Annotated in this window: 16 protein-coding genes; 9 read left to right on the plus strand and 7 right to left on the minus strand. The window is 35.5% G+C overall.

Annotated elements, in window-relative coordinates; genetic code table 11:
- Positions 1 to 13 precede the first annotated feature (13 nt).
- Both ACIQXH_RS20205 and mobQ read right to left on the minus strand, forming a co-directional pair.
- The gene (locus ACIQXH_RS20205; protein ID WP_403125405.1) at positions 14 to 265 is read right to left on the minus strand and encodes an RNA chaperone Hfq; all 252 of its coding nucleotides are present in this window, start codon (positions 263 to 265) and stop codon (positions 14 to 16) included.
- A gap of 175 nt (positions 266 to 440) precedes the next feature.
- Positions 441 to 2375, minus strand: coding sequence for a MobQ family relaxase (mobQ, locus tag ACIQXH_RS20210; protein WP_403125408.1), 1935 nt, complete (start codon positions 2373 to 2375; stop codon positions 441 to 443).
- Positions 2376 to 2748: 373 nt separating this feature from the next.
- On the opposite strand from mobQ, the gene ACIQXH_RS20215 reads away from it, so the two are divergent.
- Positions 2749 to 3048 (plus strand): hypothetical protein, encoded by a 300-nt coding sequence (locus tag ACIQXH_RS20215; RefSeq protein WP_403125411.1) that lies wholly within the window; start codon positions 2749 to 2751, stop codon positions 3046 to 3048.
- A gap of 758 nt (positions 3049 to 3806) precedes the next feature.
- A complete protein-coding gene (locus ACIQXH_RS20220; RefSeq protein WP_403125414.1) occupies positions 3807 to 4583 on the plus strand; it encodes a hypothetical protein in 777 nt (258 codons plus the stop codon).
- A gap of 648 nt (positions 4584 to 5231) precedes the next feature.
- On the opposite strand, the gene ACIQXH_RS20225 is transcribed toward ACIQXH_RS20220, so the two are convergent.
- Complete coding sequence (locus tag ACIQXH_RS20225) at positions 5232 to 5507, minus strand: hypothetical protein (protein ID WP_403125417.1); 276 nt, start codon at positions 5505 to 5507, stop codon at positions 5232 to 5234.
- A gap of 370 nt (positions 5508 to 5877) precedes the next feature.
- On the opposite strand from ACIQXH_RS20225, the gene ACIQXH_RS20230 reads away from it, so the two are divergent.
- Positions 5878 to 6081 (plus strand): antitoxin VbhA family protein, encoded by a 204-nt coding sequence (locus tag ACIQXH_RS20230; RefSeq protein ID WP_403125419.1) that lies wholly within the window; start codon positions 5878 to 5880, stop codon positions 6079 to 6081.
- A 163-nt stretch (positions 6082 to 6244) separates the two neighbouring features.
- On the opposite strand, the gene ACIQXH_RS20235 is transcribed toward ACIQXH_RS20230, so the two are convergent.
- Positions 6245 to 7063, minus strand: a complete 819-nt coding sequence (locus tag ACIQXH_RS20235) for a hypothetical protein (RefSeq protein ID WP_403125422.1) — start codon at positions 7061 to 7063, stop codon at positions 6245 to 6247.
- 378 nt (positions 7064 to 7441) lie between these two features.
- Positions 7442 to 7699: a hypothetical protein gene (locus tag ACIQXH_RS20240; RefSeq protein WP_403125425.1), complete on the minus strand. Its 258-nt coding sequence runs from the start codon at positions 7697 to 7699 to the stop codon at positions 7442 to 7444.
- 205 nt (positions 7700 to 7904) lie between these two features.
- On the opposite strand from ACIQXH_RS20240, the gene ACIQXH_RS20245 reads away from it, so the two are divergent.
- Positions 7905 to 8486: a TOPRIM nucleotidyl transferase/hydrolase domain-containing protein gene (locus tag ACIQXH_RS20245; protein ID WP_403125449.1), complete on the plus strand. Its 582-nt coding sequence runs from the start codon at positions 7905 to 7907 to the stop codon at positions 8484 to 8486.
- 225 nt (positions 8487 to 8711) lie between these two features.
- Positions 8712 to 9374 carry a hypothetical protein gene (locus ACIQXH_RS20250; protein WP_403125428.1) on the plus strand — a complete coding sequence of 221 codons (663 nt, stop codon included), beginning with the start codon at positions 8712 to 8714 and terminating at the stop codon, positions 9372 to 9374.
- 386 nt (positions 9375 to 9760) lie between these two features.
- Here the strand turns inward: ACIQXH_RS20250 and ACIQXH_RS20255 are convergent, their stop codons facing one another.
- Positions 9761 to 10420: a hypothetical protein gene (locus tag ACIQXH_RS20255; protein ID WP_403125430.1), complete on the minus strand. Its 660-nt coding sequence runs from the start codon at positions 10418 to 10420 to the stop codon at positions 9761 to 9763.
- A gap of 300 nt (positions 10421 to 10720) precedes the next feature.
- On the opposite strand from ACIQXH_RS20255, the gene ACIQXH_RS20260 reads away from it, so the two are divergent.
- Entirely contained in the window at positions 10721 to 11290 is a 570-nt protein-coding gene (locus ACIQXH_RS20260; protein ID WP_403125433.1) for a tyrosine-type recombinase/integrase, read from the plus strand.
- A 101-nt stretch (positions 11291 to 11391) separates the two neighbouring features.
- Here the strand turns inward: ACIQXH_RS20260 and ACIQXH_RS20265 are convergent, their stop codons facing one another.
- Positions 11392 to 11592, minus strand: coding sequence for a hypothetical protein (locus ACIQXH_RS20265; protein ID WP_403125436.1), 201 nt, complete (start codon positions 11590 to 11592; stop codon positions 11392 to 11394).
- Positions 11593 to 11936: 344 nt separating this feature from the next.
- Between ACIQXH_RS20265 and ACIQXH_RS20270 the strand changes: the two genes are divergently transcribed.
- The 3 genes from ACIQXH_RS20270 to ACIQXH_RS20280 form a co-directional block, all read left to right on the plus strand.
- The gene (locus tag ACIQXH_RS20270; protein WP_403125439.1) at positions 11937 to 12269 is read left to right on the plus strand and encodes an AbrB/MazE/SpoVT family DNA-binding domain-containing protein; all 333 of its coding nucleotides are present in this window, start codon (positions 11937 to 11939) and stop codon (positions 12267 to 12269) included.
- Between the two features lie 7 nt (positions 12270 to 12276).
- Positions 12277 to 12549 carry a type II toxin-antitoxin system RelE family toxin gene (locus tag ACIQXH_RS20275; RefSeq protein WP_403125442.1) on the plus strand — a complete coding sequence of 91 codons (273 nt, stop codon included), beginning with the start codon at positions 12277 to 12279 and terminating at the stop codon, positions 12547 to 12549.
- Positions 12550 to 12588: 39 nt separating this feature from the next.
- A partial coding sequence (locus ACIQXH_RS20280) for a hypothetical protein (RefSeq protein ID WP_403125445.1) occupies positions 12589 to 12795 on the plus strand: 207 nt, incomplete at its 3' end.

The following is a 12795-nucleotide window of genomic DNA, read 5'->3' on the forward strand; positions in this document are numbered from 1 at the left end:
CTTCTTTTCCTCATTATATAGTACTGATATCTTCTGGTTTTTTACTCACTATGTATTTAATGGCGTGCTTAAATACCGTAATAAGTTCTTCTTTGCCCTGTAACTCTAAGACAATATGATATCTAGAGAATTGATGAATCTTTCCGGTAATCGATTTACCATCTAAGAAAGCTACCTTTACTTCTTGTCCTTTTCTAAACTTGTATGGCTTCTCCCGTGTAGGAGCAACACTCTGTTTGGAAGATCTTTTTGTTTGTTCAGTCATCTTTTCCTACCTCCTTAATTATTTAGATTATCAAATATAAAGAAAGAATAACAAATAAACCATTTATTAGTTTAAGAGGATCATACATAAATCCATTATCCATCTAAACAAAACGAGCCTTTAGGCTAAAAGGCAGTCTTAAGACTGCCTCAAAACGCTAATCAGAAGGAAACGATCATCTTCCTAAGTCCCATGGTTGTTGTTTGCTTCTTTTCGATTTTTGCTGGTGAAGATTTTGACGCTGTTGTTCCATCTGCATATTACTTGCTGCCTGTTCTACACCCTTCATAATAGCTCCTAATAAGCCAAGACTTTTTTCTTGAGATTGAATCTGATCTTTAAAGGCAGGCACTCTAGCTTCCATTTTTCCTAAGGTATTACGCTGTTTTTCAAGGTCCTTCCTTCCAGAAACGCCTTCTTTTTTCATCGCCTCTTGATCTCGTTCCCAGGTAGAAATCGCTTGGTCATACTCCTGTTTAGCCGTTTTTGAAACAAGCAGTTTTCCTTTCAAAAATGGGTTGTTCTCGATTTTTTCAACAAGGGCCTGTTGTTTTTCAACTTGATTCAGATAGCCTTCTGCACGTTGCAGGCGTGACCTGTACTGATTCACACGATCGACTTCACCATGGAGCCTTTGAATTTCAGCTTGATGGGCATGGAACGTTTTTGGGATGGTCTCTAGAGGGACCACTTGATTGCCGTTCTCTTTCTTCCATTCCATAAGTCTGTTAGCCGTTTGTAGGCTTATGTGACCCATTTCAGATCGCTCTGGATAGTAAGAAGCTACTTGGCGTACATAAGCGTTCTGGTGGGCGATTTGAGCCTTTTCTAAGACCTTTCTTGCCTGCTGAATCTGTCCCCATACTTCTTGACTTTTCTTCAGAATGCCTGAATACGTGGAACGATGCTGCTCGTGCATCTGCTCAAATTCTTTCTCCGTATGGAATCCAAGCGTTTTCTGATATCCCTGAAGCGTTTTTTCCCGAGCCGTAATCTGTTGATCTACCCTAGCCATTTCAAGCTCGGCTTGCTCCTTGTTCATTCGGTTTTCCTTGATCTTAAAGGGATTCAGCCAATTGATTCGTTCCAATTGTTGTTGGGCATGCTGCAGCTGCCCTTTAAAAAGGCGAATCCATTGGTACGATTCTGAAGCTCCTTGGAAGATTTCATCCTTCGATCGAGTCTCATTGTCTTGCTGATTCACCCGGTGTTCCCACCGATTGAGTTCTTCCCGTTTTTTAGCTATGTCTTGAAGGCTAGGTACACCCTCCATATTCAAAAGCTTAGAGGCTTCTTCTAAGTGAATACGTTCTGTAGGAGTGGTGAATCGTTCGAATTTTTGTCTTTGTTCTTGCTTCCGGGCTTTTTCTTGTTCCAAGGCTTTCTTTTCTTCTCGGTAAGCCTGGAGATTCACGACCAGGCGATTGTATTCTTGACGATCACGGTTGATGCTCCCTCGGTCGGTTTGGACTCCACGCTTTTCCATTTCGTGAGCCACATGGCCAAGATGGACCGTAGGAAAAAGAATCAGATTGCGTTTTTCGTGGGATTCATGCGTAATCCGGTCTTCCATCCCTTCACGCTCTAACGATTGATTCGCATGAACGGCCCATTGCTCACGCCATTGCAGCAACCACTCTTTCTTGTTCCAATCCCGATTTTTAACGGTAAAGCCGTCTTCGGAAATTTTACGTGTGGCCAACATCACATGGGCATGGGGATTGTCTTGATCATCTCGGTGAATCGCGACATCGGCAATCATGCCTTGATCCACGAATTCTTTTTGAACATACCCACGAATTAACTCCGTTTGTTCTTGATGAGATAATTCTCTCGGCAAAGCAATATTGATTTCTCTCGCCACTTGAGAGTTTTTTCTTGTTTCAGCTTTCTCGACTTCATTCCAAAGTTGCTGCCGATCGTGTACCCATTCTGGAGAATGAGAAGGCGCCAAAATCATGGTTTCTGGTTCCACTTCTCTTTTATAGAATTTGGTTTCACCGGTTCGTTCATCGGTTAATCGTTCACCAGAACGATAAGCAGCCGCAGCAACAGCTGATTGACCTTTGCTTCTTGAAATGACTTGTGCAGAGAAATGGTAAATAGCCATGATCGAGCACCTCCTTTTAATGGGTTGTAATGGACCTAACGAAAAAGGGAAGAATCGAAGATGGTTCCTTTTTTCGTTAGGTTTCGCCGAAAGGCGATGGGGTTTTGTATTCGTCCAATAGGCGAATACGTTATGTATATTCGGCCTGTAGCCGAATGATGGGTTTGTGTTTTAGTATTCGCTCACGAGCGAATAGGCTTTTCCGTTGCGTAGCAACCGCACACAAACGTAGTTTGTATAAGTGCGCCCTCGAACTTCGTTCTTCGGGAACATTGCCACACCTCATTGTGGCGTTCTTGCTCTTTAGCTAGTATTCTATCACCTATTCCCTTATAATAAAAGAAAAATATGGTAATGAGGAGGCTCTTGATCTATGGCTCGCAAAACAGATAGGGAGAGATTACAGGAGTTAGAAGAAAAAATGGAGAAAATGAAGGCTCGTAAACTGCAAGTGGAGAGTCGGATGAAAGAAAAAGAGCGAAAAGAACGGACGAAACGATTGATTGAAATCGGGGCTATTTTTGAACGTCATTTTGAGATTACAAGTAAAGAAGAAGCTGAAAAAATTGCCTGGGGATTTAAAAAAGCGATCAACCATCGAAAAGAGGATTTAGCCAAGCTTTCCATAGACGAATTGAAAAAACAAGTAGAAAAAGAGCTTCAGAACAACTAAGACATCTCCCCCATCGAAAGGTAAACAACAAAAGGTGTTTTAAGCCCTTTAATAGACGCATAAAGCCCGATTATGCTAAAGACTCCCTTTGGTATGGAGAATACAAATAAACCCCGTTATACGGCTATATAGAGAGAAATTCAGCAGAGCTTAGCTTCAAGACGATCGAAATTTTCTTCTTTTTACCAGAATCGTTTCTGTTCTTGCATCCTGTTACATACTAGCCTGTCTGACCAGAGTCCTTATGGGACTCTTTTTGGGTTAATGAGTCGCAAACATACCATACATTTGCGATACCATCCGAGGGTGTGCTAACTACTCTCTTTAAAAAACGGATTAAAGAAGAAACGAATAATGTATTAAAAACATTTAGTGTTTTTAATTAGTTAGCAAAAAATCTAAAAGTAGCTTAGATTTTTCCGTTTTCCCTATCAACAAGTTCTCCGGTATCCATATCTAGTAATGTGCTCTTCGATTCACCTTCCTTGTAAAAAATACAACAATAAAAACCTTGTATTCATTGGCTTCACTAGGATTACAAGGGTTTTTAATGTAACAAGCTTCTTCTCCTATAATATTTTTATCTCAGGAGTTATCTCCTTTTGGTTGTCGGTAATTCCCCCAAAAAACAAACGATACAATTAAAATAAATATATCGAAATAAGAAATTACTATAAAATTTGGTTGTTTTTAACATAAATCTATTCTAAAATCTAATAGGTGTTTAGAAATAAAAGTATTCAAGGAGGATGAATCATATGAAAAATGTAAAGACAGTTTCAAAGATTTTAACAGGATTATTAGCATTGGCACTCGTTTTTAATATGAGCTTTATCAATAAAGCTGAGGCAGGTAGCTATTATACATACTGGAAGGTTGAATCTACTAAGAAGAACTATAAGAATGAAAATATAGGGTCTTGGACTTTAGTTTATAAGGGGACACCTGCTAAAAGAAGTGGAGAATATGATACAGTGTCAGCTAGTATTGGACGTTCAGCTACTGTTTCTGGAAGTGTTCAACTTTCTAAAAAAAGTATTGCTGGAGAAGTAGGCGTTTCTTTATCAAAAGAATATACAGTAGGTGGCAGCAAAAACTCTGCTTCATTAAAAAAGGGTGAGTATATTAAAGGTTATGCAAAACAAGTAGCTACTGTTTCTAAAGTAGTTCAAAGAAAATGGCAAAGTCTTGATGGTTCTAAGTATAAGACTGGCTCTACTGCAACTGCTTATGTGAAAAAGCCTACAGCTGTTACACTTAAAATTGAATACTATAAAGACGGTGTTAAAATTAAATCTATGTCTGCCATAGATGAAGAACCTATAAATGTTGAATATTACTATATTGATACTGAGACAAATGAAACTATTAAGTTGACTGAAGAAGAAGTAAATAGTTTAGAAAATACGACAGAAGAAACTGATATTAACGAGGGTATAGAAAACGAAGACTTTATTGATTATAATCCTGAAGAAGACGAAACATTAGGATTAGTCTTAGACGAGGAAGTCTACAAAGAAGAAGAAAATCAATAACAAATAAAAAAACGACAGCAATTTTAACTGTCGTTTTTTTTATTTGTTTGTTTTCTTAAACATAAGATATAGGCCAATAATTAGAGGTATTAGAACAAATAGATATGTAGGAAATGGTATGTAGTATATCCAGTGTTTAAAATGTGAAGATGTATTTTTTTCAATAGCTAATGATGCTACAGAAATCATCACAACTAATGATGAGGTTAGTAGAGTAAAGCCTATCATTAGTAATCCGGAAACTTTATTTGGTACCAATAGATTTCACCTTCTTTAAAATATAACTATTGCTAATTTAACATAGTTCAGAACTAAATTAATACATTTTTTCAATTTTATTATTAATAATATTTGCTCCTTTAGTACGGATTAACAGATCCTCTTTCTAAAAAGACAAGCAAAAACAACCTAAGTGATTAACTCCTGAATATCTATTTTATATGTACTTTCTTTTGAGATTTTAAAGGTATTTATCTAGCTACGAAACATTTAAAGTGTATTGTAAACGTATTGCACATACGGTTTTCTAGTCCCCACCATTTTGTTAGGCTTTGCCTAACAAAATGGTGGGGACAAAAATCCCTTATACTCTTCAGTTTTTTTCAAGAAATCCCTTGGAGAGATTACTTTTGATAAATCAAAGAGCCATTATCTTTCTAGATACACAATATCTGGATCATGAACGGTCCCGATATCTTCATCCTCCAAATCCAACTGGTGAACAATAAAACGATCGAGATCCATGCCAGTAAACTTCCCAAGCAGAGACAATTCTTTCATTCCAGCCTCTACATATACTTGTTCGTAATCCGGTAGAAACATCTCTTGAATGATTTGTTCTTTGCATTTCCCTTCCCAACTATAACTCAGTAAAAATTCGGCTGTTTTGCTGTTAGCCGAAGGATCATTTTTTGGATTCTCCATAGAAATTCATCCTCCTTTATTTTAAAAATAATCTGCGTTATAGGCCTAAGTCTCACATGCAAACAGGTAAGTTAAAAGAAAGATTGAAGAGCATAAGGGGTTTTTGTACCCACCAAGGGTGTGGAGTTAGGCAAAGCCTAACAAAACCGTGATATCACGAAAATTGCATGTGCCATACGATTGCCATACACAAGCCATACATTTGCCATACACTTTGGAGAGACTTGCCATACATTTGCCATACGCTTTTCGGTTGGTATGGCAAATGTATGGCACCAGTAAAACGACTATAAAACACATAAAAAAACGGATTTTCCGAAGAGCATTCCCCCGTTACTTTTAAGGTAAAATAGAAGGAGAGGTGATCCCATTGAAAGACTTAGAAACATTCAAAAAACAGTTTAATTCTGTGAAAAATTCCATGGCAGTAGAAGGCCTCATAGTGACTCCAGAAATAGAGGATCTTGTCTTCAAAAAGGCTACTGGAAAGATGACTCATGACGAATTTATTAGGGAAGCTTTACTCCTTGCAAACCAAGCAGGGAAAATCCTGAAGGTGCTTAAAACGCTATAAAGACCCTAATTTCCCGTTTTTGCATTTTTACTTATTTTAATACTCATGAAAAATTTAAATGTCTGAAAAAGCCGATTAAATGGCTCTAAGCTTGTAAATGGATATAAAGGACAGCTTAAATAGGTTAAAAAACATACACGAATCCCTTATATGGAGTCAATCCTTAATGATTAGCTGAAAAAAGGTCTAAAGGAAGCTCCGAATAGGTCCGATCCATGAGTTTCTTAAAGGTACCTGTGAAATAACGTACCAGGTTGGTTTTTACTTTCCCTCGTTTTAACCCTCTAATGGCTTGTTTAAAGGCGTTTATAGCCGTATATGTAATCGTATCTGGTTCAACTATGTCTGAAATGGCTTTTGTATCAAGGAAAACACTTTTCCAAAGGTCTTCAATCGTGGCTGCCTCATCAAAGAAAGGCTTAACCGCCTCGATAAATTCTTTAGGAACATAAGAAGCTGTAAAAGTAGAATCTAAAGGAACCTCTTTACGTGTATTTAATCTTTTAATCATACTAGTTTCTAAAAGAATACTAGTTTCCCCTTGAAAATTATCATCTTCATCCTTACTCTCACAAGGGTTTTCGTGACTCTCGCAATACGTCAATTTTCTCTTTTTTAATACATCAATTGTATTAAAAATATAGACATTATGACCTTTTCCACCTTTAGATTTTGCTGTGTTTTCGATAGATAAGATGCCTAAATCCTTCGCTTTTCGTAGCATCCGTTCAAAAGTGGATCGACTTACGCCTAATCCATTCAGTTTTTCATTGATGGCTTTTACTATCGTTCCGATCTTGGCGTTGGCCACACCTGCATATTTGGCGGAGAAACGGACCAGACGCTTAAATGCGACGAGTTCTCCTTTTGTGAAATCTTGTTTATGTTCGGCTAGGAACATTTCAATTGTGGTATTAAATTCTTTTATGCTGCTAAACTTGCTGAAGTCTTTGAAATTCTCGATTCTACCTGCGATTAACATGACATTTTCTCCTTAGAGGACCATAAAAAAGACACTGCTCCCGATAAAAATTAAGGGAAACAGTGTCTTTTTTATTGTGTCTAAAAGAAAGAAACAATTTTTTCACTTGAAACTAACCGTAAAATACACTAAAATGAATGTACTAATATGTTAGTTACAAAGAACTTTGACAGGTGTTTTCCCTAGCGCAATTAGGGGGAACGGTTTAAGGGTGTTGACGCACCACTTAGACACGTTGAGGTTCTTTTTCACGTCCGTATTTTATTAGGATTAATTATCCAACAATTCCTACCAAAAAACAAGTAAATTTGATAGTTTATAAGTTTTTACTCTATAACGTAAATAATAAACACTAAAAGTTTTGATCAAAACTAGATCCTAATTATCTAAATCATTATCAAGAAAGGATTTTTTTTGTTCCTTGATTTCATTTGTACCATATTTAGCATCCTTTTCTACGATTAAAAACAATATAATACCTATAATACCAGTAACTACACTAAGAACTATCAGTGAATAACCAACCTCAGATTGTCCACCAAAATTTAATTTAGAAATCGAAACTGAAATTACATTTGCACTGTATAAAATTGCTGACATTAAGATAAATATCTCTCCTATAAATGCTTTTTTCATCTAATTAAAACCTCCAGTAATAATTTACTTTTGATAAAACTGACTATACCACTGATTTTCTTTTATTTTAATAGATACAGTCTAATATTCAAGGTTCTTAGTGACTGATAAATTTTATTAATCAGTCACTAAACAAGTTAGATACTAGTCTCTTTTTCTAAGTTATTTGACGTTAGTCTTTACTTCAAACATCTAATAAAATAGCATCTTTTTTGCTAATCATAATTTACTAGTCGAAGGAGAAACGGAATACTCTGTAGTCATGTCCTTATTAAATGATGGCAGGGTAGATTCGTCCATCCATGTTTTGAATTGTCTTGGAAAAGGAAATATTGTAACTGTATCTAAGATACTTAATCACTTTTCTGTCCCTTATTCTATTCTTCATGATTCTGATAATCCTACTACTATGAGACAAGGTATTAAAATTAGAAATAGTGCTTGGACAAATAATGAGAAAATAAATGAAGAAGTAGAAATAGGACGTGAAAAAGGAATAAATATAAAAACCTTTGTATCAATACCTGATTTTGAAGGTGAGTTTTTAGAAGGCGTGAAAGGAAGTTCTAAGCCTTTTGAAGCATGGAAGTATTTCAAAGAAGACAATGTAAACACTGAAAGATTCATTAAGTTATTAAATTATATTATTGATGATTCTGTATTGTCTTGCCCCAATGAATATACAGAAATAACACAAATTATTACAAGGGTTGAACAACATATTATCGACAAAGACTTACATGAACATGAACTTTGGGACATTGAATATTTTTATGCAAATAGATGAATAGATTTCACCTTAATACCAGCGTCCTCTATAGGGCGTTTTTTTGTGTTAAAAGGTATATAAATTAAGCCTAAAACATGCAATAATAAGACTAAATTAACAATAAAATACCATTAAACCAATGAAGTAATTGCATATATATATTATCTAATATAAAAGTGTTTCAGATTAGTTTTAATCTCAATTGAGTCTAAATCAGAAAATTATTTCGTGGGAGGAATCCGAATGAGCGATATAAAGTGGGAATCTATAGGCCCGGTTGCTGAAAAATTTGGCATTGAAGTACCGAGATTACGAACTTGGTGTGACAAAGGCTTAATTAATTTTGATAAACGAACTACTGGTCGTTGGATTCCACATACAGAGTTCCCGAAGATTAAGACAATCATTGATGTCTTCAATCGTGGTGGAAATGTAACATTTGATGATGTGAAAGAAGAGTTAATTAAGGAGAACTTATATCATCAGTTGCAAACAGATAAGGAAAAAGAGGAAAAATCGAAAGAAATGGCGTTGTTGCTTGGACAAGCATTCGAACAAAGTGGCGCTAATGAAATGTTTATACAAATAGGTAATGAGTTTAAACGTATGCAGCAAGAAGTAAATCGATTATCCCAATTAGTAGAAAAACAAAATGAAACAAAATTACTTGAAGATAACAGGATAAGTAAACTCCAGGAGGATAATGAGGTTCTTAAGGGTTTAGTTAAAGATCTAATTAGTTCTGATAAAGATTTAAAAAATACTTTTAATGTCTACATGAAAGAACAAAAGAAGGAAGAAATAGATAAACAGACTGAATTAGAGGATAAAATAGAGTTAATTGAGTCTCAATTAACTAGCCAAAAGAAAGAAAAAAAGGGTTTTCTATCAAAGATTTTTCGATAATCTAATTCAAGCCTATTTATTCATACAACTAGCTCAGAAATTAAATTCAAGTAAATATTATAAAAAAAAATGCTCGATAAAAAGCAAATATTCGCTTGTTTTTATCAATTCCGAATGTATGATTATTGTAATTATCATACATTCAAAAACCTTGATTTCTTTAAAATTCCTTTTTTTATATCAATTCAGGATTAACAGAAAATAAAAAGAAGGAACCCTGTAAATCAGGGCTCCTTCTTTTTATTTTCTGTTAATCTTTTAGTTGTTACTATTCAAAATATATTTTCTGAATAAGAAGATTAATCCAACTAGAACTAAAACAGTAATAATAATTCCTGGAATTCCGAAACTACCTAACATTCTGGATTTCCCCCTTTTTTATAAATTCACTCTGGATTTATTGTAAAAGTACCACCTGAATGATTAACCGTAACAGTACACCATGTTGAAGCATAAGCTACAACCGCAGTATACTTCTTAGTTGCAGTTAATGTAGTATTTTTCCCAGAGGTAGAAAGAGATCCTGAATATACTTTACCAACGCCTCCACTACCTACTAATCCATAAGCATTATGATAAACTACAGTTTTTACAGAAGTTACTTTACTAGAACCTGCTGTTGTACTAGTTTTTAAGCTAGAAGCACTGAAACTTTGATTTAAAATATTTTGAATATCATCTTTAATAGTTCCACTAACTTTTACTGTAACACCATTGCTTGTTTTAGAGCCAGAAATAGATTTTGAAGCAAACAAAGTCATACCTGAAGGATTGGCTTTTTTTGCATACATTTCAACAAATGTTTGATCTTTTAATGAAAACTCTTCCCCAATATTGTATTCTTGGTCAATCTTTTCAAAATAAGCATCTATTTCTTCTTGAGTTAAATTTGAAAGCTCTTCTTTATACGCTTCTTTTTCTGTTTCCACAGTTTGACTTAAATAATCTTCTTCAGAAACATTTGAAGAAGCATTAGCCGTAATATTGAATGTAAAACCCAAAATTAAAACAAACGGCATAGCTAAAAATAAAAGTTTTTTCATCAAAATAATTTCCCCCTACCAATATGATCAATACCAAATCTACCATTTATTCCAACATAAGGAATGAGGCTTTAATAATAGGTAAAAATACTGTAAAAGTGTACCAGTTAGTTAAAAGGAATTTTTATCTAATTTTGAATGTATGATTATGTTAATTATCATACATTCAAAACCTTGATTTCATTGACTTTATTTGTTTTCTCTCTTTATACTGAAAAAAGAGAAAAAATCGTACATTCAAATCCTTGATATATAAGGGTTCAGAAGGCCGATTTTAAGAAGTGATAGAAAGGTCGATGAATCATGACAAAACAAAAAGATGTGCAGCCGATCCGTAATCGGCAGCAACTTGAAGATATGAAATGGGCGCTGAAGCGCCACTGTTCGGAGCGTGATTATATCCTGTTTGTCGTAGGATGCGAGACCGGCCTGCGTGTCGGGGACCTACTCAAGCTCACCACGAAACAAATCCTGGACCTCAAAGGCAAACAACACAAGATCCTTCGGGTTAAAGAAGGCAAAACGCAAAAAATCCGCGACATGTATATCGCGAATTGCTTCGAAGAGGTCTTTGCGTACGCCAAAAACGTCCAGAGTCCCTATTTATTCCCGTCCAGGAAGGGAGAACACCCCATTACCCCTACGCAGGCTTACAGGCAGCTAAACAAGGCCGCAGAGTTCGCTGGCGTGGAGCATGTCGGCAACCATACGTTACGGAAAACGTTTGGCTACTGGTTTTACAAAGCCACGAAGGACATTGCGATGTTGCAGCGAATCTTGCATCATTCCCATCCTTCCGTTACCCTGCGTTATATCGGCATTACCGAAGAAGAAACGAATAACGTATTGAAATCATTTAGTGTCTTTCACTAAGACTCCAATTTTATTCATGGTCTTTAACGAAAAGAAAAGGACCACTTTTTCTTGGTCCTTGAGATTTCTTCTTGACAATGTACCCGTTAGCTTAATAATTTCTATTCATTCAATTTCAATAGTTCAGCAATAACATCAGAACTACCTGGCATTAACAAAATAATTGCAAAAACGATAAAAAGAATACCAACAACAAACAAAAAGATTACAAATTTAACTGACCAAGATACACCTTTCCAAAGTGCTCCCGCAAAAAGAAGAACAACACCTATCAGAAGTAATAATAAATAATAAAACCCCACTCAACCACCTCCTAACACTAACCAGCTCTTATCCAGTATTTAATAGTGCCCTGTTAGTTAAAGAGAGGGCAAAAATAGCATCCAGTTAACATAAACCTTTATTATCGGCATGTTGTTTTCCACTATCTAAAAGAGAAATAGCATAAGGAAAACTGATATCACTTATGGTGATGGTATCACTACAGCTAAAAATAAGTTTCAAGAACGGACAAATTGACTCAGGGGACACGGGGAATGTACTTTTTGAGCTCCAGAGGTTTTATTTTGGCTATCCAGTGCTATAATATATATCAGACATACAGAAAATACGAAAATCAGAACCAAAAGGGGAGGAGAAACATATCATGGCTATCAAAGCACCCGAAAGGGGTCAGGAAGATATGTTAAAAGAAAAAATCACCCTTCGTAAAAGAGGGCAATTCACTTTGCCAAAAAACATGATGGATGAATTAAACTTAAAAGAAGGCGATGCATTTGATGCTATCCTAGAGGATGGGAAAATTGTTTTAGTTCCCTTAGTAGAAATTCCAGCTGATCAAGCGTGGTTTTGGACCGAGGAGTGGCAAACAGGCGAACGTGAAGCCGAGCAACATATTCGTGATGGGATTGTAAGTCACGAAATGGATTTGGACGATGTTATGGGGCATTTGGATAAATTGATGTCAGATTCGGAGTAAACGAAACGTGAAAATTTCTAAAATTCGATTTCAACCACAGTTTGATAAAGCATTTAGCAAGTTAGACAGAGAAAGTCAAACGATTATTAAAAAAGCGATTGCTTTAATGTACACTGATTTAAAACACCCATCTTTACGCTTTAAAAAAATACAAGGAACAAAGGGTATTTTTGAAATCAGTGGCAATATGGATTTGCGGATTACGTTACACTTCGAAAAACCTGAAACGGCGGTTTTGCGAAATTGCGGACGTCATGACAAAACATTGAAAAATCCTTAAAAGCCCTAATTGGGGCTTTTTTTGCGTGAGGCTCAACACGTGAAGGATGAATGTTACAATGTACAGAGCAACAAAGGATTTAAATCAAACTTTACGAAAAACATTAATGATACGGACAAAGAAAGAAGGAGAATCTTTTCGAGAGATTCTCCTTCTTTTCCTCATTATATAGTACTGATATCTTCTGGTTTTTTACTCACTATGTATTTAATGGCGTGCTTAAATACCGTAATAAGTTCTTCTTTG

Origin of the sequence: Peribacillus sp. NPDC097225, from assembly GCF_044761955.1 — a bacterium.
Taxonomy (GTDB): Bacteria; Bacillota; Bacilli; order Bacillales; family DSM-1321; genus Peribacillus.

What these genes read in the sequence shown, in the direction of transcription:
- ACIQXH_RS20270 (WP_403125439.1), top strand. Translation starts at nt 11,937, where the DNA reads ATGGCTATCAAAGCACCCGAAAGGGGTCAGGAAGATATGTTAAAAGAA.
- ACIQXH_RS20250 (WP_403125428.1), top strand. Translation starts at nt 8,712, where the DNA reads ATGAGCGATATAAAGTGGGAATCTATAGGCCCGGTTGCTGAAAAATTT.
- ACIQXH_RS20260 (WP_403125433.1), top strand. Translation starts at nt 10,721, where the DNA reads ATGACAAAACAAAAAGATGTGCAGCCGATCCGTAATCGGCAGCAACTT.
- ACIQXH_RS20225 (WP_403125417.1), bottom strand. Translation starts at nt 5,507, where the DNA reads ATGGAGAATCCAAAAAATGATCCTTCGGCTAACAGCAAAACAGCCGAA.
- ACIQXH_RS20235 (WP_403125422.1), bottom strand. Translation starts at nt 7,063, where the DNA reads ATGTTAATCGCAGGTAGAATCGAGAATTTCAAAGACTTCAGCAAGTTT.
- mobQ (WP_403125408.1), bottom strand. Translation starts at nt 2,375, where the DNA reads ATGGCTATTTACCATTTCTCTGCACAAGTCATTTCAAGAAGCAAAGGT.
- ACIQXH_RS20215 (WP_403125411.1), top strand. Translation starts at nt 2,749, where the DNA reads ATGGCTCGCAAAACAGATAGGGAGAGATTACAGGAGTTAGAAGAAAAA.
- ACIQXH_RS20240 (WP_403125425.1), bottom strand. Translation starts at nt 7,699, where the DNA reads ATGAAAAAAGCATTTATAGGAGAGATATTTATCTTAATGTCAGCAATT.
- ACIQXH_RS20205 (WP_403125405.1), bottom strand. Translation starts at nt 265, where the DNA reads ATGACTGAACAAACAAAAAGATCTTCCAAACAGAGTGTTGCTCCTACA.
- ACIQXH_RS20220 (WP_403125414.1), top strand. Translation starts at nt 3,807, where the DNA reads ATGAAAAATGTAAAGACAGTTTCAAAGATTTTAACAGGATTATTAGCA.